This window comes from Shimia sp., from assembly GCF_965227725.1.
Classification (GTDB): domain Bacteria; phylum Pseudomonadota; class Alphaproteobacteria; order Rhodobacterales; family Rhodobacteraceae; genus Shimia.
Genome location: NZ_CBDDGH010000003.1, coordinates 73506 through 97814 on the forward strand (window position 1 = coordinate 73506; position 24309 = coordinate 97814).

Here is a 24309-nt window from a genome sequence, read left to right on the forward strand (position 1 = left end):
TAACATCGCAGCAGTAAACCAACCCCAAGAACGAGAATAAAATGCGCCTCTCTATTCAATTCGCATGCGCCTGCGCCCTGGTCCTCTCTGGATGTGCAAACAACGCAACCCCTTCCGCTACAGCCTCCAGAGATGAGGGCGTGAAAGCCTACAAAGCAGAAACAAAAGAAATCTGGAAAACCCGCACGCGTTTTGTGCACAACGACAATGCCTACAATATTGCCACCAACCCAGAGAACACATACGCGCTAATTGCGCCATCGGGGTCTTTTGCCTTCGGTCCCGCGGATCTGGAACAGGCGGTGCAGGCCTACACAAAGTGCCAGACAAATTTCGAGTTGGGGATTCTGACCAGCCTAGGCGGCACAAAATCCAATCTGAACTTTGAGGATGTTAAAGTGACAACAGGGGGTGTTCGCGCGCACCGCGTTGAGCTCAGCTGCTAAATGAAGCACGCAATTCGTAAAGTGTCCGCAGTCGTCGCTCTCTCTTTGGGTGTGGCGGCCTGCACCTCTGATGCACCAAGCCCTGTGGAGGAAGTGCTCAGCCGGGACATCCTCTTTGCAGAGTATCCCAGCAGCGGCTTCACCTACCTCAGTTTTTCCAAAGCACATGGATTTCAGGTGAATTACCTCAAATCCGGTGGCGAAGCATGGCTGTGGTATCCCGGAAACTCGAAAGCACTCTATGAGCAATGGAAAACAGGCGTCATCAGCGGGCAAAACGCGGTTTGTTGGCGACACCCGTCTAACTCCTACAACCCCGTAACCGGACAAACCGGCGGCCAATATGCCTGCGAACCGTTGGCCGTAGCCCAGAAAAGCCAGATCGCGAGACTGGCAGGTGATCCCTACAACCTCTCCTCCGGTCGCGTACCTCACAGGCTGGAGCGCTGCAAAGCGCCGAGCCAGTTTGATTTCGACAGAGAGCGCTACAAGTGCTAAGGGCTTCAAACACGCTTGAGCCATTTGGTGCCAAGGGCTGATACACCAGAGTATTCATCGCTTTTGCTTTCCATAGCGGTGAATACGCTCCTTTAAGGCAAACTCAGCAGCCACGTAGCAGCCTCATCTGAAAGCTTATGCCGCTGGCCTCCACGCCATAGCGCTTAGATCTTGTGTGCGGCCAAAGCCTCCCAGAAAGCCTCCAGCCCCAAGGAGGTGTTCTCCACCTTCCGTGCCGCGCAGATGTTCCATGAGATCTCCTGCGCCATCGACACAGGTTTTGCCTGACCGGTTGGCATGATCTCGGCAAAGCTCTCAGCCACCCCGCCAACAATATACTCAGGCTCACTGAGCAGCCCGGTCAGCAGATGATAGTCGTCACTTTCAATCTGCGGCAGCGCGGACACGGTGGCCTCCGCCTGCACATCGCCGCCCAGAGCTTTTGTCAGCGTGCTGCGCCAGTGCTTGTGCAAGTAAGGTGAGGCAAACGGATAAGCAAACACCTCGGCCAGAGTGCGCGGACCACCGTCGTGAATGGCGTGATCGCGGTTTGCAACGAACTGGATCAACCGTTTCTGCATCACCATGATCTCGACATTGTCCGCTTCCGGCGTGTAGGTCAGATCTCCGAGGAAAATGTCAAACTGCCCGGCCTGCAATAAATCCAGCGGGCGACCGTAAGCGCTCACCAACACCCTGAACCGCAAATCAGGCAGGACGGCGCGCACCGCGCGGATCGCGGGCTGTATCAAGGTTCTGGTGGTCAGCGGGCCACAGCCGATGTGCAACACCCCCGGCCCTCTGTCGCGCAGTTTCGCCACATGGGTGGCATAGCGATTGAGATCCTGCCGCAGACCTTCAGCAATCGGCAGAAACTCCTGCCCCGCACGTGTCAGCGTGCTGCTGTTGCGGCTGCGGTGAAACAACGGTGTCCCGACGTGCTGCTCGGCCTGATTGATGTAGCGAGACAAAGAGGCGTTTGACACGCCCATCGCGCGCGCTGCGCCCTGAAAACTGCCCTTTTCAGCCAAAGCGAGAAAAGCGGTCAATGCGTTTTCGGGGATCATACGGGCGCACCTGCTTTCAGTTTTCAACCTATAGGTTTCACAATCTGAAATCTGGGTAAAGCCCCGTTGCGGCATCAAATGCTTGATCGCTATGCAGAAACACCATCGACGATACACGCTTTACGTGATGTCTAACCAGTGTGAGGTCTAAAATGCACCAACTGAAGTCTCTCGCGGCGGCCAGCGCCGTGGCTGCGGCCACGCTCTACGCCAGCCCGATCTGGGCAGAAACGCCCCCACCCAACATTCTGGTGATCATGGCCGATGACGTGGGCTGGGCCAGCCTTGGCAGTTACCATCAAGGTGTCAAAAGCATCCAGACCCCCAATCTGGATCAACTTGCTGCTGACGGCCTGCGCCTGACGGACTACTACGCCCAGCCCAGCTGCACCGCCGGGCGCTCAGCCTTCATTACCGGTCAGCTGCCGGTGCGCACGGGTATGCACACGGTGGGGCTGCCGGGCGATCCGGAAAAAGGCCTGGACGAGAATGACCCGACCCTGGCGAATATGCTCAAGGCGCTGGGATACACCACCGGGCAGTTTGGCAAAAACCACCTTGGCGACATGAACAAGTTCCTGCCAACGGTGAAAGGCTTTGATGAGTACTGGGGCTGGCTCTATCACCTGAACGCGATGGAATATACGTCTGACCCGGATTGGCCCAAGGATCAGACCTTCAACGACACTTTTGGTCCGCGCAACATCATCCACGCCTATGCCACAGAGACCGCGGATGAAACCGTCGATCCGCGCTGGGGCCCGGTGGGCAAACAGCGCATCGTGGATGACGGCCCGGCCCCGCCGGAGCGCCAGAAAACGCTTGATGACGAGGTCACAGCCCACACGCTGGATTTCATCAACCGCGCCGTGGACAGCGAAACGCCGTTCTTTGTCTGGATGGCCCCTGCGCGTGCTCACGTCTGGACCCATCTCAGCCCGGAATATGAAGCCATGCTCGGCGACGGGCGCGGCCTGCAGGATGTGGTGATGAAAGAGCTCGACGACAATGTCGGCAAAGTCCTCGCGCATCTGGACACGCTCAACATTGCCGACAACACCATCGTTGTTTTCACATCCGACAATGGCCCTGAAACCATGACCTGGCCTGATGGCGGCACAACGCCGTTTCACGGCGAGAAAGGCACCACATGGGAAGGCGGCTTCCGCGTGCCTGCGATCATCCGCTGGCCCGGCAAAGTGCCTGCTGGCACGGTGAGCAACGGCATCTTTGACGGCCTAGACTGGATGCCCACCCTTGTTGCCGCAGCCGGTGGCCCAGACAACTTGCCAGAGCGTCTGCTGGAAGGCCACGAAGGCTATCAGGTGCATCTGGACGGCTACAACCAGATGTCCCTGATCACCGGACAAGGCGACAGCAACCGCGATGAGATCATCTACTATGAGGGGCCAGACCTTCAGGCGGTGCGCTACCGTGACTGGAAAGCGCATTTCACCGTTCAGACGCAAGGCTGGGCCGGTCCCAAAGAGGAGCTCAACGCGCCTCTGCTCTTCAACCTGCGGCGCGATCCCTACGAGAAAGCGGCAGATGAATCCGGCATGTACACCCGCTGGATGGGCAACAAAATGTGGGCCTTCGGCCCTGCGGCAAAACTGGTCCAGAAGCACCTGACCACCTTTGAGGACTTCCCGCCACGCGGTGTCGCCGTGACCAATCAGGAGCACGTCGAAGAGCAAATCGCCACCGAAGGCGGCATGTCTCAATAAACGAAAACGACGGGAGGTCTGCTTGCACGCCTCCCGTCAAAACGCCACAGCACTTTATGTGATTACACTTCAGCAGCCCCCCCGCCATCAGCGCCCCAGCGCAAGCGGGGGACTGCCGAGCCGTTTGCCTCACCGCCTGCTTCGCAATATTCAAAGCGCATTACGCAGAAAGGCATCAGGCATGAAATCAGCAGCGGGCATTCTTGCCGTCATCGGCATCCTCCAACTCCCACATGCGGCATTGGCCAAAGGCGGGCTGCAGCGCCTGACTGCGGATCAGGCAAGCCAGACCTTTCTTCAAACACAGCCCGTTCTGGCAAAATCCAAGGCTGGGCATTGCCCTCCGGGTCTCGCCAAGAAAGCCGTGCCTTGCGTTCCGCCGGGCCAAGTCAAACGCTACCGAGTCGGGGACCATATCAACGGCGGGTTTATCCGCATCGGTTCGCCTGAACGCTACGGCCTGCGCCGCACGGGCCACTATGTGAAGGCCGGAGACTACGTCTATGAGATCGATGAGGACACGCATGAGGTGCTGAACCTGATCGGCGCCATCGCGGATGTGCTGGATTGAGACCTTGTGGGCGGTGCAGAGCGCGCCGCCATTCACCTCAGTGCCCCAGTGCTCGGGCGTCACCGCCCTCAATGCAAACTCAGCAGCACCTCAACGTCACGCTGGCTGAGCGGCTTGAGTAAAGCGTGCTCATCGGCGTTGAGCTTCGCTTCCCCCGTCACATGGCGCAGGATCAGGGCGGCGACTTCGCTGGTGGGCTGATAATAAAGATCCGGATAAAGCCCGCTCAGCTCAGACACCAGCCGCTGCAGCAGCTTCTTGAGCTTCTCCGCATCCAGATCTTTCCGCTTTTCCTGCAACATGGCTGGCCCTCCTGAGGCAATTCTCTCATCTCTTAGATGCGCATACGAAACGGCGCGATCAAGGGATGACGCAAAACCGCGCCCCCAGCCGGTAAAGTGAGCCGCCCCCTGCCCCGCACCGTATGAGATCTGTGCTACCCTCTGAGCAGGAGAAAGAGGCCCATGACCCCGCGCAGCTTTACCAGCAGCTTTATCAGACGGATCACCTCCACATTTGCATCAGCGCCCGCCGCCCCGCCCGCAACTGGCGCGGAAATCCCAACTGCGGCGCCAAGTCTTGCTGAGCTCAAAGACAGCCTGCAGGTGCTCGATCAGGATCCCTATCTCTATGTGGTCGACTGGGATCTGCAGATCATCTCGGTGTTTGACGATCTCAGATATGACCGCGCCGACGTTGATGCCTTGGCCGGCCCCATGCGCAGCCATGTGATGCAGAAACTGAAACCGCTGGGGTTTGAGCAGATCACCGGCCATGTCATCGCGCACACCACGGCGGACATGCAGATGGTCATGCCCAAGTTCCGCGCGCTTGGCGAATCCCCGTTCAACGCGACCCATTTCACCAAACGCAGGCCGCAGGATTTCTACATCCTGACGCCCACACAAAGCGCCTGCGTGCTGATCGACAGCTATCCGTCGGAAGAGGCACAGGAGCGCCTCCTGACGTTGATCAAACAGCAGCCGATCAACATCTACCGGATCCTGGATTATATGGCGCGCGATGACCGGCGCATGGCGTTCAAACCCGCGCTTGGCCATTTGAAATTTGTGCAGAGACAAGCGGTCCGCTCAGAGCCGCTGTGCCGCAGGCGCGCGTTGCGTTGAACGCCTCAGAACCAGATCGCCAGCAAGGCCTGCGCGTCCTCATCGTTCTGATCCGCCGCCTGACGCAGCCAGGTCTCCGCCTCATCAATTTCACCCCAACGGTGCAACAGACGGCCAAGCTCCCGCTGGCTCGGCGCATGGCCGCCATGCGCGCCAAGGGCAAACCAGTTTCGCGCCTTTTCCTCATCCGCCTCAACGCCGCGCCCATCCAGCATCATGCGCCCCGCGCGATAGGTCGCCCATTCCTCGGTGACACCTTTCAACAGCACATCAAGATACCAACTGAAGGCTTCACTTTCATTTTGCGGCTGATCTCCCTGACCCGTTTCATAGATATAGGCAATCTCATTACCGCAGGCGTATTCCCCCAGCTCATGGGCAGAGCTGTAGGCATAGATCGCCTTCGAGCTGCTTTGTGGCACAATGTCCCCGTCCCTATAGAGGTCGCCGAGGCGCTCATAGGCAGGCCCATACTCCAAGTCGGCTGCAGCCTCATAGGCGGCTATGGCCCGCGCGGCATCCACAGAAACGCCCTTACCATCCCGATAGAGGTCCCCGACGTTTATGTGCCCGAAAGGAGAGCCGTAATCTGCGGCGATGGTGTAATATAGAAGCGCGTCTCGATAGTCCTGCGGCACGCCGTTTCCGTCTTCATAGAGCACGCCCAGATTGTTGGCCCCAAGCCCGCTGCCCAACATGGCTGCGGCCAGGCTCACATCTGCCGCCTCCTTATAATCCTCAGCTTTCATCAGCGCCCGGCCATAGGCCGCCATGGCCTCGGGGTCCGGATCGTCCAAATCCATCACCGGAGCGCAGGCGGCAAGCGCTTCTTCGGTGACGATGTCATCCCAGGCCCTGCCCATGTAATCCTCGACATGCAGCGGGGCGATGGCGGCACGCATACAGGCGTTTTCGATTTCAAACACCTCCCAGTCCGAGAGCTGCCCTGCGTCATTGTCGGCCACCGCGGGCTCAGGGTCATGTTCTGGCGCTGAAACCGGCGCTGAGGGCTGGACGTTTCCCAAAACCGCCAGCTTTTCGCGCGCCAATCCCGAATAGATCGCGCAATCCCCAAAAACCGAGAGGTATTCCTCAAAAACCTGCGCCGAGCCGCTGTCTTTCACATCACCCCAGATGCTGCGCGCCTCAGCGCAATCTGCGGCCGCCACTTCCGCGCTGGCCAGCCACAGGGCTGCCACGGTCAAAATGCGTTTCAATATCCCGCTCCCCCAAAAGTCACTTCCACCAGCGCTGCTCGCCGGTTGTTCTAATGGTTTCAACTACATCGCGAGAAAACGCACATGTCCAGAAGAAAGCGGTGCTTGCAGGGTCACACCCCGCCCAAGGTTTGTTTCAAAATCGCGCTGCGGTGGCGGAATACGCTGTCCTGATCAAAGGCCTGCCCATCCTGGCGGGCACTCCCCTGCAGGGACAAAAGCGCCTCGGACTGCTGGGCCAGCGTCTTCACCGTTTCCGAAAGGCCAATCACATCGCCGCGCGGCACAAAGCGTCCGCCGCCGTGGGCTGCCACCAGCTCGCGCGGATAGGCGCCGTCATAGCCGACAATCGGGGTGCCCGACATCAGCGCCTCAATGAGACAGCGCGGGCTTTCCGGGGTTTTGTGGCAAAACAGGAAGATGTGTGCACGCCGTAGGGCGGCCATCACCCCCTCGCGGTCCTGCACAAAGCCCGGCAGGGAGACCTGCGCCTCAAGCCCCGCCTTGGCCACCGCACGCCGCATCTCTTCGAGCATGGGGCCATCACCCAGCCAGCTGGCATGAAACGCCACACCCGCATCGCGGAGCCCCTGCAAAACGCTGAGCCATTCCAGCGGCCCCTTCATCGCATCTGCGCGCCCGGCATAGACGATCTGCAGCGGCCCCTGCTGCAGGGCCTGCTGCTTAGCGTGAAAACACGGCGTGTCGATCTGAAAACTGCGATCCAGCAGAATGTCATGCACCACATGCGGATTGCGATTAAAAGGCGCGTAGGTGTCAAAGGTCTCCCGCCCGTGAAACAACCCCAGATCCGCGCGCCGGATCACCGCTTTCTCAAGCGCCCACATCGGCCCCGCGGTCAGCCGCTTGCGCAGCCGCGTCCGCAACGGGCCTTGCGTGGCGGTCAGGCGGGTCACTTCGCTTTCCACCCGATCGGTCCAGACCGCAAAGCGACGCCCGGCGCTTTTGGCAGTGAAACATGCCACCGCGCCCCAGTCTCCCAAAAGCCCGCCAATGGCAAAGGACAGGACATCCGCCTCACCGATCAGCGAGAGGATCTTGTAGCGCGTGGCGGGGTAATGCTTTGCAAAACCAGCGAAGGAATAGGCCGCAGGCAGCGGATGCAACGCCACCCGATCAAGGTCGTCAGGCTGATAGGCGCTCCAGCCCACGGGTGGTGGTGCGTCAATCACCGGCATCATCGCGGCCACAGTGGCAAAATTATCCGCCCAGAGCCGCAAGCCAACCCGCGCCTGATCCTCCAGAAACAGCTGCCCCTGCGCCCGATAAAGCGGCACGGGCGCATAAATCAGAAGTCTTTCGGCGTTGCTCTCTGTCACATCGACCTTCAGGCTGTCGTTCCCTTTATGTGACCTCATCATGCACCGCTTGGGTTACCATTCGGTGAGGCGCCACCTTCGCTGCGCAATACATCCTGCAGGGCGCCGCCTGTCCACGAAAAAGGGCGCCCCAACCGGGACGCCCTCAAATTCTTCTGCAAAGTGTTGCGCTTACTCAGAAGCAGCGGCGTCCACGGAGATGGTCACGCCTGGGCCCATGGTGGAGGACAGAGCAACTTTCTTCACGTAGGCACCTTTTGCGCCAGCAGGCTTGGCTTTCAGAACTGCGCCCATGAAGGCTTTCACGTTCTCAACCAGCTTGCCTTCGTCAAAAGACACTTTGCCAACGCCTGCGTGTACAACGCCGGCTTTTTCCACTTTGAACTGAACTTCGCCGCCCTTGGCGTTTTTGACAGCGTCAGCAACGTCCATGGTCACGGTGCCAACTTTTGGGTTTGGCATCAGGTTACGTGGGCCCAGCACTTTACCCAGACGGCCAACAACAGGCATCATGTCAGGGGTCGCGATGCAGCGATCGAAGTCGATGGTGCCGCCTTGAACGGTTTCCATCAGGTCTTCTGCGCCAACGATGTCGGCACCTGCTGCTTGTGCTTCTTCAGCTTTTGCGCCGCGTGCGAATACTGCAACGCGCACGTCTTTGCCGGTGCCGTTCGGCAGACCAACAACGCCGCGGACCATCTGGTCTGCGTGACGTGGGTCAACACCCAGCTGAACAGCGATTTCTACGGTCTCGTCGAATTTTGCAGTCGCCGCACCTTTGACCAGTGCAACAGCTTCTTCGACGCTCAGGTTCTCTTTGCCTGCGAACGCTTCACGCGCGGCGGCAGTACGCTTACCAAGTTTCGCCATTACTTCACCTCGATGCCCATGGAACGCGCGGAACCAAGGATGATCTGCATTGCAGCATCGATGTCGTTGGCGTTCAGGTCTTTCATTTTCGCTTCGGCGATTTCTTTCACCTGGGCAGCGGTCACGGAACCCACGGTCTCACGACCTGGCAGGTTTGCACCGGATTTCAGCTTGGCAGCCTTCTTCAGGTAGTAAGACGCAGGAGGCGTCTTGATGTCCATGGTGAAGGACTTGTCCTGATAGTAGGTGATCACGGTTGGGCAAGGCGCACCTGGCTCCATGTCCTGTGTCTTAGCGTTGAACGCCTTACAGAATTCCATGATGTTGATGCCGCGCTGACCCAGCGCCGGACCTACGGGCGGGGACGGGTTGGCTTGACCTGCAGGAACCTGCAGCTTCATTGTACCAGCAAGCTTCTTAGCCATTTGGTTTTCCTTTCAACATAGGCAGAACGCGATCTGCCCGGTTTGTGTTGCGTGGTCCGATCTGTGCATCGCGATGCCCAAGACCTCCCACGAGAGAATCTCGCCCGAAGACGATAGAGGCGGCGTTTACGCCTGTTTTAGGGCGTTGGCAAGGGGGCGGAGCAACCTTTGGCACATGCCCTGCCCGCGCATGACAGCCATGCCAATGGCCACAGGATCAATCCGCGTCAAGCGAGAAGGCATTGCCAACAACAAACGGCGCCCGGAAATTCTCCGCGATATAGTAATAAAGCCCCTGCGCCTCGTCATGGTGGATGGCAAAACAGCCCCAGTCAGGCTCGTTCCACAGGCCCGTCCAGCTGGAACAATAGGCGTTGTCCTCAATCTTGTAACGCGCCTCCGAGGGGGCCGCGTCGCCGCTCTTGATCCACAGCGTCAGCCCCGACTCCGAAAAATACTGGCGGGTGTGTGCGCCAAAATGAATGCCTTCCACGGTGTTCCCGACCAGCAGCTCTTCAATCTGCGCCGTAGACAGCGCCTTTTCCTCGGCCAAAGCCGACTGACCTGCGAAAGCGGCAAACGCACAGGCAAATGCAAAGGTCCGTTTCATGTAATATTCTCCAATGGGTATAATTGCGTGCCGTACCAGAGAGCACTCAACCTCGCCCAATCACGTTCCCGCAAACGCGCGTTTTGCCGCTGGCGCGCACCAGCACGCGCCGTACATCTGGCCCGCATAATTTGACAAACCCCGCGTCACCTGCTTCAAGCGCGCCGCACTCTATCTCCTCCGCAACCTTCTGAGGCTCCCTCATGACATCCAACAAACGCATCGTGCTTTCCAGCGACCACGCCGCCATCGATCTGCGCCGCGCGGTGGCCGACCACATCTCTGCCCAAGGCTATGAGGTGCTCGACATCGGCCCGACCACCACCGAAAGCACCCACTACCCCAAACACGGCCAGGCCGCCGCCGAGCGCGTTGTCGCTGGCGAAGCGGATCTTGGCATCATCCTTTGCGGCACCGGCCAAGGCATCATGATGGCCGCCAATAAGGTCAAAGGCATCCGCTGCGGTGTCTGCTCTGACACGTTTTCCGCCGCGATGATCCGCGCGCACAACAACGCCAACATGCTGTCGCTCGGCGCACGCGTGGTGGGCGAAGGTCTCGCGCTTGAGATCGTGGATGCCTTCCTCTCCACCGAGTTTGAAGGCGGCCGCCACGCCACCCGCGTGGACATGATCGAAGCCTGATCGCCACAGGCAACCACCAGACAAAGAAAAAGCCCCGCATCACCTGATGCGGGGCTTTTTTGTCTCTGCAAAGTGCCGCAGCTTACATCTGCTTGGTCACCTGCGTGTATTCCAGCTCAACCGGGGTCTCACGGCCGAAGATGGAGACCGTCACCTTCAGGCGCTGGTTCTCTTCATCCACTTCCTCAACCATGCCGTCGAAGTCTTCAAACGGACCGTCGTTGACCTTGACCTTCTCGCCCACTTCAAAGCTGATCATCAGCTTCGGCGCGGCTTCGCCTTCCTCAACGCGGCCCAGGATGCCCTGAACTTCCGCGTCGCGCATTGGCATTGGGCGGCCTTGTGGGCCGAGGAAGCCGGTGACGCGGTTGATGGAGTTGATCAGGTGATAGCCCTGATCGCTCATTTCCATGTGAACCAGCACGTAGCCCGGCATAAAGCGGCGCTCGGTGGTCACTTTCTTGCCGCGACGCACTTCGATCACTTCTTCGGTCGGCACCAGCACTTCGTCAATCTGGTCCTCAAGCCCCTGCTCTTCGACCGACGTGCGAATTGTTTCGGCGACCTTCTTTTCGAAGTTCGAAAGCACGCTAACCGAATACCACCGTTTCGCCATCTGTTGTTCTTCCCGTCCTTGCCGGCGTCTGGCCGGAGTGTCGTTTATGTTCGCAGTCTCAAATCAGACTATCAGGAACAAAAAATCGGCGTGCAACTCGAATCGCCACACGCCATGCATCTTGTAGAAGCAGTCCCTACCGCCCTTGCCCGCTCAATTCAAGGGACAACCGGCGAGCGAAGGCCTGTGGGGATTAGCCGAAAAGCGCCAGAATGCCTTGCAAGCCGGAGCGGATCAGAATGTCCACCAGCGAGAAGAAGGCCGCAGTCAGCGCTGCCATGATGAAGACCATCACAGTGGTCAACAGCACTTCGCGACGGGTCGGCCAGACCACTTTGGAAACTTCCGCGCGGACTTGCTGAATAAAGGTGATCGGATTGGTTTTCGCCATGACGCTTCTTCTTTGCCTTGATCAAAGGCTGACATACTTGGGGCTTGCGGCAATTTCAAGGCCCAAGCGGGGGCAATGCGCAGGCAATTGGCTGGGGCTTAGCCTCTGATCCGCGCAAGCCGTGCTTCAAAGCTCGGATCCACCAACCCGTCCCATGCATCGGCCTCGGTCACAGGGCGGTTGAGAATGCCATGCCAGCGGCGCGGCAAAATCCGTTGCAGGAAACGCGCGCGGGACTGATCGGCCCAGACATAGCGTTTCAGCATATAGAGCACGATCCGCGCCATACGGTCCTGACCAATCAGCGCGCCAATCAGCAGCACCGCAGAGATCACACTGAGGATCAGCATTGGAATGAACCAAGGCTGCCAGATCACCACGCTGCACAGAAACATGAAGGAAATCATGCGCGGAGAGGTGACCACGCGGCGCAGGCTGCGCCCGGTGCGGCCCTCCACCACCTCGATCTTGCGCCAGCTGCGCTTCACGGGCTGAAGGTTGTCGATGTAAGGGTCCGGATAGATGGACTCAGGCTCTTGCGACGCGCTTGATTGCGGCTCTGATGCAGCCTGCGCCACACGTTCCGTGGACGGCTGCGGCGCGGCGCGCATAGGCGGCTCATAGCCTGCACCGGTGTATTGCGGTCGGGCCGCAAAAGGGTTGCTTGGTGAAAGGGGCTTGGCTTCCGGCACCGGATTTGATTCCGCCAACAAGGCGCGAATGGTGTCCAAGGTCGCGTCTGTGTAGGGCTCGCCCGGCTGAATGATATCTTCGCCGAATTGATTCGGTTTCTTGGGCCGTGCAAGTGTCAGATCTTCACTCATCTCTCTACCCTGCTTTACTAGATCACCAGTGCACCAAACAGAGGGTGCGGTAGCCCTCTAAAATCAAAGGCCATCACGACATTGATGCGGTCAAACTTGGGAAAAAATGTGGCAACTCCGGTGTCACACCACCCAAAAGGTGCAAACGCCGCGTAACGTTCCCGCTAGGATTTAAGGTCAGGAGTCGCTGCGTGCCAGAAGCTTGCGCAGCACGCCGATCTCCCGCCCCCAGACATGGGCAAAGTGAATCGCCACCGCCTGCACCGCATCCCGGGCACGTTCCGGCCCCAGAAGCACGGCGGTCAGCAGCAGCATGATCACCAACCAGATCATCAGGCGCATGGCCACCGAGGGCACCACCGCTGCCAGTGTGATCACCACAATCAGCGCCAAAAGACGCGGCCGCGGCCAGCGCTTGCGCCAGTCAGCCATATCCGGCTCCGCCAAGGCACGTTTTTCTGCCGACACAAGGTCAGGGGCATTGCGCAGCATGGCACGGTCTACATTTGAGAGCTCTGGCGTTCTGCTCTTGCGCAGGGACAATCGCCCCATGCGGCGCTTGGCTTCACGCATCAAACGACGGTCATCGCTTGGCGGTCCATCCAAGCTGTCCTTGCCTCCGAAAACCGCATCCTGCGGCTGCTCCGGATCAAAATCTCCCAAACGAAACCCATGTCTCATAGGTCTATTTCACCTCGTACTGCCGCCCCCAAGAAACTGCGGCGTCCCAACTTCTGCTGGGCGTCTCGTCAATCATTAATGAAATGTAAAGATGTCTCGATGAGGACGCCGATTGGGGCAAAATCGGGTTCTTTTGAGACGAAATTCTGGCCACCCCACTGCCGCTCTGGATGCAACCCACGCGGCGAGAGCGCAAAAGACTGTACGTCCTGCCCAAACAGAGGCCCTTGGCCTTTGCACAGTCCCGGTGCTACGCATTCTCCAACAACTACGGGGAGAGCAAATGGACCGTGCCGATATTGTCGATCAGGCCTTCAGAGAGCGCCTGACCAAGGGTGCCCTGCCGCAGGGGGCCGCCGCATCAGGGCCGCTGGAGGACGCGCGCGCCCGCGAGATTTTTGCCGCGCAGTGCCTGAGCCGCAATCTGGACCGCCGCTCGCGCAAAATGCAGTCTGAGGGCAATGGGTATTACACCATCGGCTCCTCGGGGCATGAGGGCATGGCGGCTGTGGCTGCGGCCCTGCGCCCCGATGACATGGCGTTTCTGCATTACCGCGACGGCGCGTTTCAGACCATGCGCTCAACGCAGGTCGAAGGTGTAGATGCGGCTTGGGACATGCTTCTGAGCTTCTGCACCTCGATGGAGGATCCGATCTCGGGCGGGCGTCACAAGGTGCTTGGCTCCAAGGCACTCAACATTCCGCCGCAGACCTCCACCATTGCCTCCCACCTGCCCAAGGCCGTGGGGGCCGCCTATTCTATCGGCCTCGCCAAGCGCCGCGCGCCCGAGCACAAACAACTGGCCGATGACAGCATCGTCATCTGCTCCTTTGGCGATGCCTCCGCCAACCACTCCACCGCGCAGGGCGCGATCAACACCGCCTGCTGGACGGCCTATCAATCCGCCCCCATGCCGCTGCTGTTTGTCTGCGAGGACAATGGCATCGGCATCTCGACCCGCACACCCGGCGGCTGGATCAACGCCAACTTTGCCCACAAACCCGGCCTGAAGTATTTCACCGCCAACGGGCTTGATATCTATGACACCTTCCGCGCCGCCCAAGAGGCGTCCGAATATGTGCGCAAACACCGCAAACCTGCCTTCCTGCATCTGACGCTTGTGCGCCTTTATGGCCATGCCGGCTCTGACATGCAGCAGGCCTACCTGCCCAAAGCCACCTTTGAGGCCTGGGAAGCGGATGATCCGCTGCTGCATTCCGTGCGCCTGCTGTCTGAGGCCGGCGCGCAAACGCCTGAGGCCTCTCTGGCGGTCTATCAGGCGGCTGAGGACCGCTGCGCCGCGCTGGCGGAAAAGGCCGTGAAAACCCCGCGCCTCTCAAACGCTGCCGAGGTCATGGCATCGCTGGTGCCACCGGCCCGAGAGGTCGCCGCCAGCAACGGCCCCACACCAGCGGCCCGTGAAAAGGCCTTTGGCGCGGATCTCAAGCAGATGGACAAACCCCAGCCCATGTCGCGCCTGCTCAACTGGGCGCTCACCGACCTGATGCTGGAGCACGGCGAGATCGTGATGATGGGTGAGGACATCGGCACCAAGGGCGGGGTCTACGGCGTCACGCAAAAGCTCAAGGACCGCTTTGGCGCGGATCGTATGATTGACACGCTGCTGGATGAACAGAGCATTCTGGGACTGGCCATCGGCATGGCGCACAACGGCTTTGTCCCGATCCCGGAAATCCAGTTCCTCGCCTATCTGCACAACGCCGAAGACCAGCTGCGCGGCGAAGCGGCGACGCTGCCGTTCTTCTCCAACGGTCAATTCACCAACCCGATGGTGCTGCGCATCGCCGGGCTGGGTTATCAGAAAGGCTTTGGAGGGCATTTCCACAATGACAACTCGCTGGCGGTGCTGCGCGACATCCCCGGCATCATCATCGCCTGCCCCTCACGCGGCGATGACGCGGCCAAGATGATGCGCGAATGTGTGCGGCTGGCCCATGCGGAAAACCGCGTCGTGGTGATGGTGGAGCCGATCGCGCTCTACCCGATGCGCGACCTGCTGGAGGACAAAGACAACGGCTGGATGGCCACCTACCCGGCACCGGATCAATCCATCGCTCTGGGCGAAGTCGGCGTCGAAGGCGAAGGCCCGCTGGCCATTCTGACCTATGGCAACGGGCGGTATCTTTCCACACAGGCCGCCGCCGACCTTGCCAAAGAGGGTATCCAGACCCGTGTGATCGACATGCGCTGGCTCGCGCCGCTGCCTGCCGAGGGCATCCTTGCCGCGCTTGAAGGGGCCGAGAAGGTTCTGGTGGTGGATGAATGCCGCACCACCGGCAGCCAGTCTGAGGCGCTGATGGCGCTGCTGCATGAGCAGACCACCCTGCCCCACGCCCGCATCGCCGCCCATGACAGCTTTATCGCCACCGGCCCGGCCTATGCCGCCACCATGCCGTCACGCGAGAGCATTGCCGAGGCCGCCCGCGCGCTCTGGGCCAAATCCTGAGCACCAATCACAGCCCACAAAAGAAAAACCCCCGCAGCGCAAACTGCGGGGGTTTCTTATTGTCCTAAACCCGCGGGCTTAGTTCATTTCAAAATACTTGAACTTCGGAGAATCTTCTGGCTCCACGATGGTGCCGACGTTCTCTTTCATGCCCCAGTTCAGCACCTGATGGTGGATCGGGATGTAAAGCTGCTGATCCTGCACAACCTGCCAGATCTCGTTGATCATGCCGTTGCGCTTCTCCAGATCGGTTTCGCCAGCCAGCGCTTCGATCTTCGCATCCAGATCCGCATCCGCAAAGCGGGTCGCGTTCCAAGAGCCATACTTCTCACCTTTGGAGTGGGCGAGGAAGTTGAAGATATACTCGGAGTCATAGGTCGGAACACCCCAGCCCAGCATGTAGAAATCTGTTTCCAGATTGCTCAGCAGCGGGAAGTGCTGTGCCTTTGGCTTGGCGTCCAGGTTCACCTTCACGCCAATTTTCGCGAGCATGCCCACAGCCGCCTGACAGATCTTCTCGTCGTTGACATAGCGGTCATTCGGGCAGTTCAGCGTGATGCCAAAGCCATCCGCATAACCCGCTTCCGCCATCAGCGCCTTCGCGCCTTCGATGTCGGTGGTGGAGGAGCTGTCCATCGCTTCGTTCCAGCCGTTCACAAACGGCGGCGCAATCATGCCCGCAGGCGCAGACTGGCCACGCATCACAACCTTCATGATCGCATTGCGGTCAATCGCCATAGACATCGCCTTTCGCACGCGCACGTCAGACATCGGGTTCATGCCGTCCACATCGTCATTCACGATGTCTTCTGCCGCCTGGTTCATACCAAAGAAGATCACGCGGTTCTGTGGGGCTGTGCGCACGTCCAGACCAGCGGTGCTGTCCACGCGGCCCAGATCCTGCACAGGCACGTCCTGAATGAAGTCCACCTCACCGGACAGAAGCGCCGCCACACGGGTCGCTGCGTTCTGGATCGGGGTGTAGATGATCTCGGTCACCTGGAGCGGGAATTCATCCTTGCCCCAGTAGTTCTCGTTGATCGTCAGAACGGTCTTCACGTCCGGCTCGCGGCTGACCAGCTTGTAAGGGCCGGTGCCGTTGGCGTTCTTGGCTGCAAAGGTGTCTTCGCCGCCTTCATAGTCCTGCACCTTGGTGGCGTTGTTGGCCTCTGCCCAGTCTTTGTCCATGATGAACATGTTGGTCAGGTTGTTGGCCATGATCGGGTTGGGACCGTTGGTCTCAATCTCAATCGTATAGGCATCGGTGGCGCGCACTTCTTTTACGGAGGCCAGCAGCTCTTTGTAGTCAGAGTCTTCGGTCATCGCGCGGTCAAGCGAGAATTTTACATCTTCGCTGTCAAAGGTCGCACCATCATGGAAGGTCACACCTTCGCGCAGTTTGAACACCCAGATGTTCGGGTTGTCCGTGGACGGACCCCATTCGGTGGCCAGCGATGGCACCATCGCACCCGCATGGTCGCGCATAACCAGCGTTTCCATGATCTGGTGTGCAAGCGCAGAGGTTGGGCCTTCGTTCTGTGCGTGTGGGTCAAGTGTCAGCGCATCACCCGCACGCGCCCAGCGCAGGGTTTCAGCTTGTGCCAGCATTGGCATCGCCACCATCGCAGCGGTCGCCAGCATCATTGTTTTGAACTTCATCAATTTCACTCCCCTGATAAAGTTGGTGGCGCGATGATCCACGTCCACGCGGGAATTATCAAGCCACAACCGCCTCATATTTCAGCAATTCTGGACCTAAATCGGCCCGACCCAATGAAAAAAGGCGCCAAAATCGGCGCCTCTCCGGGTTTCGGTGAATTTCTATTCAGCCAGTAAATCAGCCAACCAAGCGCTCAGCGCCGCACCTCTTCCATGAAGCGCTCGCGGATCACGATCGGATTGGTCTTGATCACCGGCACCTTCACATTGCCGCTCTCACATTTGGAGACGATGATGGTCATCTCGTCGCTGGCAATTGCCGCCTTCACCGCTTCGGCAGTGTCCTCGGCAGAGACCGTCTGTACGTTCTGCGCGCCACAGGCACGGGCCACGGCCGCCAGATCGGTGTTCATGCCCGCATAGGTCGGCTGATCCCCGGTGGAGCCATAAGAGCCATTGTCGATGATCAACAGCGTGAAGTTGCCCTGCGCGTTGTTACCAATGGTCGCCAGCGTGCCGAGGTTTGTGAGCACAGAGCCATCCCCGTCAATCGCGATCACCGGCTTGTCCTGTGCTGCTGCCAGCCCCAGACCAATAGACGACGCCAGCCCCATGGTGCCCAGCATGTAGAAATTGGACGGCTGATCGTCCATCGCATGCAGCTCCTGGCTGGGCGCGCCAATGTTGCAGACCACAAGATGCTCGCTGATGATCGGTTTCAGCGTCTGAAATACGTCATTACGGATCATGCGGAAGCCCTCCAGAAAGATGCATCACAAAGAATGGCGACCGGTTTGGAGGACATCTGGCAATATTCCAGAATGCCCGGCAGCTCGGCGGCATCCTCAGGCTTGTGGAAGTGATAGGTCGGGATGTGCAGCTGGTTCAGGATCGCTTTGGTGTGCAGCGCCATCTCCACCTGACAGGCCACCGGCTCGCCCACTTCCCCGCGATAGGAAATCAGCATCGGCAGCGGGATCTGATAGAACTGGATGAGCGTTGCCAGCGTGTTCACCACCACGCCCAGCGCGGTGTTCTGCATCACGATGCAGGGCTTCATGCCGCCCATATAGGCACCGGCACAGAGCCCCATGCCTTCGTCTTCCTTGTTGGAGGGCATGTGCATGATCTCTGAGGTCTCATCGAGCACCTCAATCACGCCCGCCAGCTGTTTACACGGCACCGAGGTGACATAGTCGATCCCCGCCGCCTTCAGATCATTGACGATCTGCTGATCCATTTGTGTGGCCATTGTTCCTCCCTAAACTCAAGCTCTACGCCAACCGGTCAAGCACCAGATCGGCAATCATCGCACTCACGCGCACATTGCTGTCCTGCGTGACCCCCGCGATATGCGGGGTCAGGATCAGATTGCTGACCCCTTTGAAAATCTCTGCCGCATCTTGGGTCAGAGGTTCCGTCTCAAATACATCCAGCGCCGCGCCTGCGATGTGGCCAGACTGCATCGCCGCCACCAAGGCTGCCTCGTCTAATACGCCCCCACGCGCCGCATTGATCACCACCGCGCCCGGTTTCATCTGCGCAAAGGCTTCCGCGTTCATCATATGGCGGGTCTGCTCGGTCAGCGGCACATGCAAGCTCACCACATCCGCATTGGCCAGCACATCGGCGATCTCGCCCCGCTCCGCGTGCTGCCACGCCGGATGGTCGGTGGGCAAAAACGGATCATAGGCAACCAGCGTCATCCCCATGGCGCGCGCCAAACGGCCGGTTTCCTGCGCATTGGCGCCAAAGCCCAGCAGGCCAAGCACACGCCCGCCCGCCTCACGGCCGGAACATTGCGCGCGCGGCCAATCGCCTGCCAGCATCGCATGTTTGGCGTGATAGGCATCGCGCAGCAGGACCAGCGCATTGGTCACAACATATTCCGCCACCGACAGCGTATTGGCCCCCAGCGCGGGCATGACCTCCACGCCGCGCGCCTCACAGGCCGCCACGTCGATATTGTCGAGCCCGACACCCAGACGGCCCACACATTTCAGATCGGGGGAGGCCTCCAAGAGCGCTGCGGTGACCTGCGTGCGGTTGCGCACAATCAGCGCCTGCACCCCGGCCATCTGCGCAGGAATATCGCCCTGCGCATCGGCCAGCTCTGGCGCATAGGTGGTGCTGTGGGCCGCTTTGAGCCGCCCCACCGCCGTGTCATCCATGAACTCCGTGATCAAAATCATCAGAGGCCTCCTTCCCAGTTTGGCTTAGAGCCCGGCCACGCAGGTGTATTTGGTGATCTGGTAGTCCTCCAAACCCTGGCTGCCGCCCTCTTTGCCCATGCCGCTTTCCTTCACCCCACCAAAAGGCGCTTCGACGGTGGTGATGAGACCGGAGTTGATGCCCACCATGCCGTATTCCAGCCCCTCGTTCATGCGGAAAGCACGGGCGAGATCTTTGGTGTAGGCATAGGCCGCGAGGCCGTAGTCGGTGGCATTGGCCGCCGCCACAGCATCGTCTTCGTCCTCAAACTTGTAGATCGCCGCCAGCGGGCCAAAGATCTCATCGGTGGTGAACTGCATCTCCGATGTCGCGCCGGTGATCAGGGTCGGCTCAAAGAAGGTCTGGCCCAGCGCGTGGCGTCCGCCACCCAGCACAACCTCGCCGCCTTTGGCCTTGGCGTCGGCAATCATGCCTTCCACCTTCTTGACCGCATTCTCATCGATCAGCGGCCCCTGCACCACGCCATCCTCGGTGCCATCGCCAATCTTCATCGCCGCAATCGCGTCTTTCAGCTTGGCGACAAAGGCATCATGAATGCCCGCCTGCACATAGAAGCGGTTGGTACAGACACAGGTCTGCCCCATGTTGCGGAACTTCGCGATCATTGCGCCTTCGACCGCGGCATCGAGATCCGCGTCGTCAAACACGATGAAAGGCGCATTGCCGCCCAGCTCCATGGAGACCTTCTTCACCTGATCCGCAGACTGACGGATCAACAGCTTGCCCACATTGGTGGAGCCGGTGAAGGTCACTTTGCGCACCTCTTTGTTGCTCATGATCGCACCGCCAATCGCGGGCGCATCGCCGGTGACGATGTTCACAACACCATCCGGGAAGCCCACATCCTGACACAGCTTGCCCCAGGCCAGACCGCTATAAGGCGTCTGCGGCGCGGGTTTCGCCACCACGGTACAGCCCGCTGCCAGCGCCGGTGCAATCTTGCGCGCCAGCATGGAGCTTGGGAAGTTCCATGGTGTGATCATGCCAACCACGCCCACCGGATGGTGGGTCACCAGCAGGCGTTTGTCATTGCTGGGGGCCGGAATGATCTCGCCTTTGGTGCGACGGATTTCCTCGGCAAACCAGCGCACATAGGCCGCGCCAATCGCGATCTCACCGCGCGCCTCAAACAGCGGCTTGCCCTGCTCGGCAGTCAGCAGCTGCGCGAGGTCTTCTTGGTTGTCCATCAGCGCGTCATGCAGCTTGTGCAGCAGGCCCACACGCTCCGCCAGCGAGGTCTTGGACCAGCTTTTGAACGCTTGGGACGCGGCGGCAATGGCGCGCTCGGTTTCATCGTGACCAGCGTTGGGCACCGTGCCCAGAACAGCGCCGGTGGCGGGGTTGGTGATCTCTGTGGTGTCGCCATCATCAGCGCCCACCCACTGGCCGCCAATCAGGTTGGCTTGCTGCATCAATCCGTTGAAATTGCTCATGTCTGACCTTTCGAAAAGACGAACTGCGTATGTTGTTGATAGGTCTCGCCAGGCCGCAGCACGGCCTGTGGAAAATCGTCATGGTGATGGGCGTCGGGCCAGACCTGCGGCTCCATCGCAATCCCGGCATAGGCCCCCATCGGCTGCCCGTCCAATCCGGGCAGTGCGATGTTGATATTTTCCCCATCGTAAACCTGCAAGCCCGGCTCGGTGGTCAGACAACGCATCGTGACCCCGGATGCCGCAGATTTAAGCGTCGCCACCGGGCGCAAAGCCTCCCGCGCGGCGGAGAGACAGAAATTATGGTCCACCGGATGGGCCTGCCGCACCGGCGCGCTTTGGCGAAAGTCAAATCCGGTGCCCGCAACAGGTGCCTGTGCGCCGGTCGGGATCAGCTCCGCATCCACCGGCAGATAGGTCTGCGCAGCAATCTGAAGACTGTGCTCTGAGATCGTGTCTGCACTGTCGAGCTTGAAATAGCTGTGATGCGCCAGACTGCAAAGCGTGGTTCTATCCGTCTCGGCACGCATGCGAATGTCCAGCACGCCCCCCTCAAGCAGCGCAAAACTCACCCGCGCGGTCAGGCTGCCGGGAAAGCCCATATGACCGTCGGGCAGCGTGATCTGCAGCGTCGCGCTGTCTTCTGCCTCCGCCGCGATCTCCCAAAGCCGCTTGCCCATGCTGTCCGCCCCACCGTGCAGCGTGTGCTTGCCGATGAAGTTGCGATCCAATTGGTAGCTCTGCCCGTCGAGTTCCAGATGCCCGTCCCGAATGCGATTGGCAAACCGCCCCGCCGTGGCCCCGAAATAAGGCGAATGGGTCAGATAGGGCGCGAATTCCGCGAACCCCAGCACCAAAGGCGCGTCATGCCCCGCCAGCCGCAAATCCTGCAACACCGCCCCATAGGTCAGCAGATGGGCGGTCAGCCCGCCGCCTTTAAGTATGATCCGATGCACGGCACTGCCATCCGGCATATGGCCCCAGACGTCACTCACAGGGTCACCGCCTGCCCGCTGCGCGCGCTTTCTTCGGCTGCTTCGCCCACACGCACCGACCACAGCCCATCCTCGAGACTCACTTCGGGGTCACCCTTCCCGCTCTGCACCAGATCGCGGAAGCGTTCGTGCTGAAAGTAGGTCGAGCCATGGTGGTCGCCCGCTTGCAGCACAGTCTCATCTACATCGATCTCCTCGCGCACCACCTCTTTGGTCGCGCGAAAGCTGATCTCCACCTCGCTGTGGCGCTCTTTGCCGTCATGGGTGAACCGCGCAGGCCCCGGCACCTTGGCCTCCACCCGCGCCTTTTCGCCGGTCACGGCAATGGTCTCCTGCCAGTAGGACCCTTCCGCGAACATGCACAAATCCAGCATCCCACGCGCGCCATTGGCGAATTCGACCGTCACAAAGGCATTGTCCAGAATATCCGGCGTGCGGCCGTCATAAGCCTCATCCAGATGGTTCACATCCACGCCCGCACTGGCATAAACCCGCACTGGATCGCTTTGCAGCGTCAGCCGCATCAAATCCCAGAAGTGGCAGCATTTCTCCACCAAAGTGCCGCCAGTGCGCGCATTGAACCGGTTCCAGTCGCCAACCTTTTCCAGAAACGGAAAGCGGTGCTCGCGGATCGCCATCATGCGCGGTGTGCCCACGGTGCCGTCGCTCAATTCCTTCAGCAGACGCTGAACCGGGGGCATATAGCGATACTCCATCGCCACCCAAACCGGCGCCGCCCGCCCCTCTGCTTTTGCCAAAACCTCCGCGCAATGCGCCGATGTGGTACACAACGGCTTTTCCACCAAAATCGGGTGCGGCGTCTGCAATACATCCAGCAGGATCTCATGATGCGTGTCATTGGGCGCGGCAATCAACAGCGCATCCACCAGACCGGACCCCAGCATCTCTTTATAGTCGCCAAAGGCCTTGGCCGTTCCACCCGAGCTGTCCACCGACAGCTGGCGCATGCCCGCATCCGGGTCGCTCACCGCTGTCACCTCACAGCCCTGCAGCAGGGTGAGGTTGCGGATATGCTCCTGCCCCATCATGCCTGACCCGATCAGGCCATATCGTATCGTCATCTTAAATCTCCAAAAGCGGCAGCCCCATGGCCCCCGCAGCGCCTCGCAGGGCGTCCCGATGATCGCCATAGGCCAGCGCCATATGATGCTCGAGCCCGCTCGCGATGATATCGGTCAGCACATCACCCGCCCCGCGCCCAAAACGCAAGACCCCGGAGGTGCCGGTAAAGGCCATCGGCCGCGTGAGCATCGTGGCATGGCCCAAAACCATATGTGGCCGCCCATGCGCCTGACTGATCCGCATCAGCGTGACCTCACCGGCCTTCAGCGGAAACTGATAGAGCAGCGGCTGCTTGCGGTTGGTGTGAATGGTCGCCTCGGCCTGCTCCTCCGGCGCAATCATCGAGATCGGCGCCTGTCCGCAGTGCCAGACCACGCCGGTGTCATCACCCGCGTCCATATCCACCAAATCGGTCAGAAACACCGGCGCATCCGCCGCCGCCGCCAGAACCATCTGGGTGAGCGCGCCGTATACATCTGCCTCACAGGCGCAAGGCACCCGCGCCTCCCCCATCATCGACGCCGGGCCACAGACCGCGCCGCCATATTCGGTGAAGGTTTCCGGCCAACAGCGAATGGCAAAGGCCCCGTAGCCGCCTTTTTCCTTGAGCGTATCCAGCCCCACTTTCAGGCGCAGCGAGCGGTCAAGCTCTTCCGGGTCCACCTCATCAAGCCCCGACAGCTCCGCATCCGCCTGCTTGCGCACCTCGGCAGCGGCCTCCGCAGGCACAGCGCGGGCCAGATCAAACAGATCCTCCAGCGCCAGCTCATCCACCTCAACGCCGGACAAAGCCTTCATATCCGCCTTGTCATAGGCACAGGTGTCAAACCCCGCCGGATGTTCGCCAATCCGCGCAATCCGCTGCCCGTTGACCGCTGTGGCAATCGCCCGTCCGGCCTCTGTGGCCTCCGGCACCGCGCCCAGCGCCAGCTTGCCCGAAGGCCGCGCGCCCGCGAGCATCGCCGTCAGATCCGCCGCTACATCGCCTGTCGGGTCCGCATAAAGCCAGCCAAAGGCGCGGTTATTCAGACCCAAGGCATGGCTCGCCAGATTGAGACCACAGAAAGAGTTCAGCCGCAGCCGCCCGCCCAAACGTGGCTCTGGGATCGACCAGATCGACAGTGGCTGTTCAAACGCCGCGCCAATCGCCACGGTCATCGACGCATCAGTGAAGGTCACCTGCAGGATCATCACCTGATCCACCCCTGCGGCCTTCAGCGCCGCGATACCTGCCTTGGTCGCCGCCTCATCAAACAGCAGCTCACGCGGGCCAACAATCTCATGGCCCGTCGCGTCGAGTGCCGCCAGCATCGCGGTTAGGTTTTCCTCTGCAAAGGGCACGTCAAAGGTGGGACGCCCCAATGGAAGAATGCCGAGTTTCATGCG

The 24309-nt window shown here is 60.1% G+C and carries 25 protein-coding genes; 6 read left to right on the forward strand and 19 right to left on the reverse strand.

Going from position 1 to position 24309, the window contains the following annotated elements; all coding sequences use genetic code 11:
• Positions 1–446 precede the first annotated feature (446 nt).
• Entirely contained in the window at positions 447–944 is a 498-nt protein-coding gene (locus ACO07T_RS06005; RefSeq protein WP_422048666.1) for a hypothetical protein, read from the forward strand.
• A gap of 164 nt (positions 945–1108) precedes the next feature.
• Here the strand turns inward: ACO07T_RS06005 and ACO07T_RS06010 are convergent, their stop codons facing one another.
• Entirely contained in the window at positions 1109–2011 is a 903-nt protein-coding gene (locus ACO07T_RS06010) for a LysR family transcriptional regulator (RefSeq protein WP_422048667.1), read from the reverse strand.
• Between the two features lie 152 nt (positions 2012–2163).
• On the opposite strand from ACO07T_RS06010, the gene ACO07T_RS06015 reads away from it, so the two are divergent.
• Together ACO07T_RS06015 and ACO07T_RS06020 are read left to right on the forward strand one after the other, a co-directional pair.
• Positions 2164–3738, forward strand: coding sequence for an arylsulfatase (locus ACO07T_RS06015; RefSeq protein ID WP_422048668.1), 1575 nt, complete (start codon positions 2164–2166; stop codon positions 3736–3738).
• 181 nt (positions 3739–3919) lie between these two features.
• Positions 3920–4309: a hypothetical protein gene (locus tag ACO07T_RS06020; RefSeq protein WP_422048669.1), complete on the forward strand. Its 390-nt coding sequence runs from the start codon at positions 3920–3922 to the stop codon at positions 4307–4309.
• Between the two features lie 68 nt (positions 4310–4377).
• On the opposite strand, the gene ACO07T_RS06025 is transcribed toward ACO07T_RS06020, so the two are convergent.
• Positions 4378–4611 (reverse strand): hypothetical protein, encoded by a 234-nt coding sequence (locus ACO07T_RS06025; RefSeq protein ID WP_422048670.1) that lies wholly within the window; start codon positions 4609–4611, stop codon positions 4378–4380.
• A gap of 162 nt (positions 4612–4773) precedes the next feature.
• Between ACO07T_RS06025 and ACO07T_RS06030 the strand changes: the two genes are divergently transcribed.
• Positions 4774–5436 (forward strand): hypothetical protein, encoded by a 663-nt coding sequence (locus ACO07T_RS06030; protein ID WP_422048671.1) that lies wholly within the window; start codon positions 4774–4776, stop codon positions 5434–5436.
• Between the two features lie 5 nt (positions 5437–5441).
• On the opposite strand, the gene ACO07T_RS06035 is transcribed toward ACO07T_RS06030, so the two are convergent.
• The 5 genes from ACO07T_RS06035 to ACO07T_RS06055 all read right to left on the reverse strand — a co-directional run bounded on the left by ACO07T_RS06035 (position 5442) and on the right by ACO07T_RS06055 (position 9898).
• Entirely contained in the window at positions 5442–6653 is a 1212-nt protein-coding gene (locus ACO07T_RS06035; protein ID WP_422048672.1) for a tetratricopeptide repeat protein, read from the reverse strand.
• A gap of 113 nt (positions 6654–6766) precedes the next feature.
• A complete protein-coding gene (locus ACO07T_RS06040) occupies positions 6767–8032 on the reverse strand; it encodes a glycosyltransferase (protein WP_422048673.1) in 1266 nt (421 codons plus the stop codon).
• Between the two features lie 132 nt (positions 8033–8164).
• Entirely contained in the window at positions 8165–8863 is a 699-nt protein-coding gene (gene rplA / locus ACO07T_RS06045) for a 50S ribosomal protein L1 (protein WP_209065883.1), read from the reverse strand.
• Entirely contained in the window at positions 8863–9288 is a 426-nt protein-coding gene (rplK, locus tag ACO07T_RS06050; protein WP_058239823.1) for a 50S ribosomal protein L11, read from the reverse strand. Before rplK ends, rplA begins: the two co-directional genes overlap by 1 nt.
• A 217-nt stretch (positions 9289–9505) precedes the next feature.
• A complete protein-coding gene (locus ACO07T_RS06055) occupies positions 9506–9898 on the reverse strand; it encodes a hypothetical protein (protein WP_422048674.1) in 393 nt (130 codons plus the stop codon).
• A gap of 203 nt (positions 9899–10101) precedes the next feature.
• Between ACO07T_RS06055 and rpiB the strand changes: the two genes are divergently transcribed.
• Positions 10102–10542, forward strand: coding sequence for a ribose 5-phosphate isomerase B (gene rpiB, locus ACO07T_RS06060; RefSeq protein ID WP_209080740.1), 441 nt, complete (start codon positions 10102–10104; stop codon positions 10540–10542).
• A gap of 82 nt (positions 10543–10624) precedes the next feature.
• Here rpiB and nusG read toward each other — a convergent pair whose 3' ends face one another.
• The 4 genes from nusG to ACO07T_RS06080 form a co-directional block, all read right to left on the reverse strand.
• Positions 10625–11158, reverse strand: a complete 534-nt coding sequence (gene nusG, locus ACO07T_RS06065) for a transcription termination/antitermination protein NusG (protein WP_209065880.1) — start codon at positions 11156–11158, stop codon at positions 10625–10627.
• A gap of 193 nt (positions 11159–11351) precedes the next feature.
• Entirely contained in the window at positions 11352–11549 is a 198-nt protein-coding gene (gene secE / locus ACO07T_RS06070) for a preprotein translocase subunit SecE (protein WP_209065879.1), read from the reverse strand.
• Positions 11550–11647: 98 nt separating this feature from the next.
• Positions 11648–12373, reverse strand: a complete 726-nt coding sequence (locus tag ACO07T_RS06075; protein ID WP_422048675.1) for a hypothetical protein — start codon at positions 12371–12373, stop codon at positions 11648–11650.
• A gap of 177 nt (positions 12374–12550) precedes the next feature.
• Positions 12551–13054, reverse strand: a complete 504-nt coding sequence (locus ACO07T_RS06080; protein WP_422048676.1) for a hypothetical protein — start codon at positions 13052–13054, stop codon at positions 12551–12553.
• 283 nt (positions 13055–13337) lie between these two features.
• Between ACO07T_RS06080 and ACO07T_RS06085 the strand changes: the two genes are divergently transcribed.
• Positions 13338–15521 (forward strand): thiamine pyrophosphate-dependent enzyme, encoded by a 2184-nt coding sequence (locus tag ACO07T_RS06085; protein ID WP_422048677.1) that lies wholly within the window; start codon positions 13338–13340, stop codon positions 15519–15521.
• A 78-nt stretch (positions 15522–15599) separates the two neighbouring features.
• On the opposite strand, the gene ACO07T_RS06090 is transcribed toward ACO07T_RS06085, so the two are convergent.
• From ACO07T_RS06090 to ACO07T_RS06125, 8 genes are all read right to left on the reverse strand, one after another.
• Positions 15600–17180, reverse strand: a complete 1581-nt coding sequence (locus ACO07T_RS06090) for an ABC transporter substrate-binding protein (RefSeq protein ID WP_422048678.1) — start codon at positions 17178–17180, stop codon at positions 15600–15602.
• Between the two features lie 194 nt (positions 17181–17374).
• The gene (comE, locus tag ACO07T_RS06095; RefSeq protein ID WP_422048679.1) at positions 17375–17929 is read right to left on the reverse strand and encodes a sulfopyruvate decarboxylase subunit beta; all 555 of its coding nucleotides are present in this window, start codon (positions 17927–17929) and stop codon (positions 17375–17377) included.
• On the reverse strand, positions 17926–18432 hold the full coding sequence (gene comD / locus ACO07T_RS06100) for a sulfopyruvate decarboxylase subunit alpha (RefSeq protein ID WP_247738941.1): 507 nt from the start codon (positions 18430–18432) through the stop codon (positions 17926–17928). The genes comE and comD overlap by 4 nt, the downstream gene beginning before the upstream one ends.
• 22 nt (positions 18433–18454) lie before the next feature.
• On the reverse strand, positions 18455–19372 hold the full coding sequence (locus tag ACO07T_RS06105) for a hydroxyacid dehydrogenase (protein WP_422048680.1): 918 nt from the start codon (positions 19370–19372) through the stop codon (positions 18455–18457).
• A 24-nt stretch (positions 19373–19396) separates the two neighbouring features.
• Positions 19397–20845, reverse strand: coding sequence for an NAD-dependent succinate-semialdehyde dehydrogenase (locus ACO07T_RS06110; protein WP_422048681.1), 1449 nt, complete (start codon positions 20843–20845; stop codon positions 19397–19399).
• Entirely contained in the window at positions 20842–21840 is a 999-nt protein-coding gene (locus ACO07T_RS06115; RefSeq protein WP_422048682.1) for an aldose epimerase family protein, read from the reverse strand. Before ACO07T_RS06115 ends, ACO07T_RS06110 begins: the two co-directional genes overlap by 4 nt.
• Positions 21837–22922, reverse strand: a complete 1086-nt coding sequence (locus ACO07T_RS06120; RefSeq protein WP_422048683.1) for a Gfo/Idh/MocA family protein — start codon at positions 22920–22922, stop codon at positions 21837–21839. The genes ACO07T_RS06115 and ACO07T_RS06120 overlap by 4 nt, the downstream gene beginning before the upstream one ends.
• A gap of 1 nt (position 22923) precedes the next feature.
• On the reverse strand, positions 22924–24306 hold the full coding sequence (locus ACO07T_RS06125; RefSeq protein WP_422048684.1) for an L-fucose/L-arabinose isomerase family protein: 1383 nt from the start codon (positions 24304–24306) through the stop codon (positions 22924–22926).
• Positions 24307–24309 lie beyond the last annotated feature (3 nt).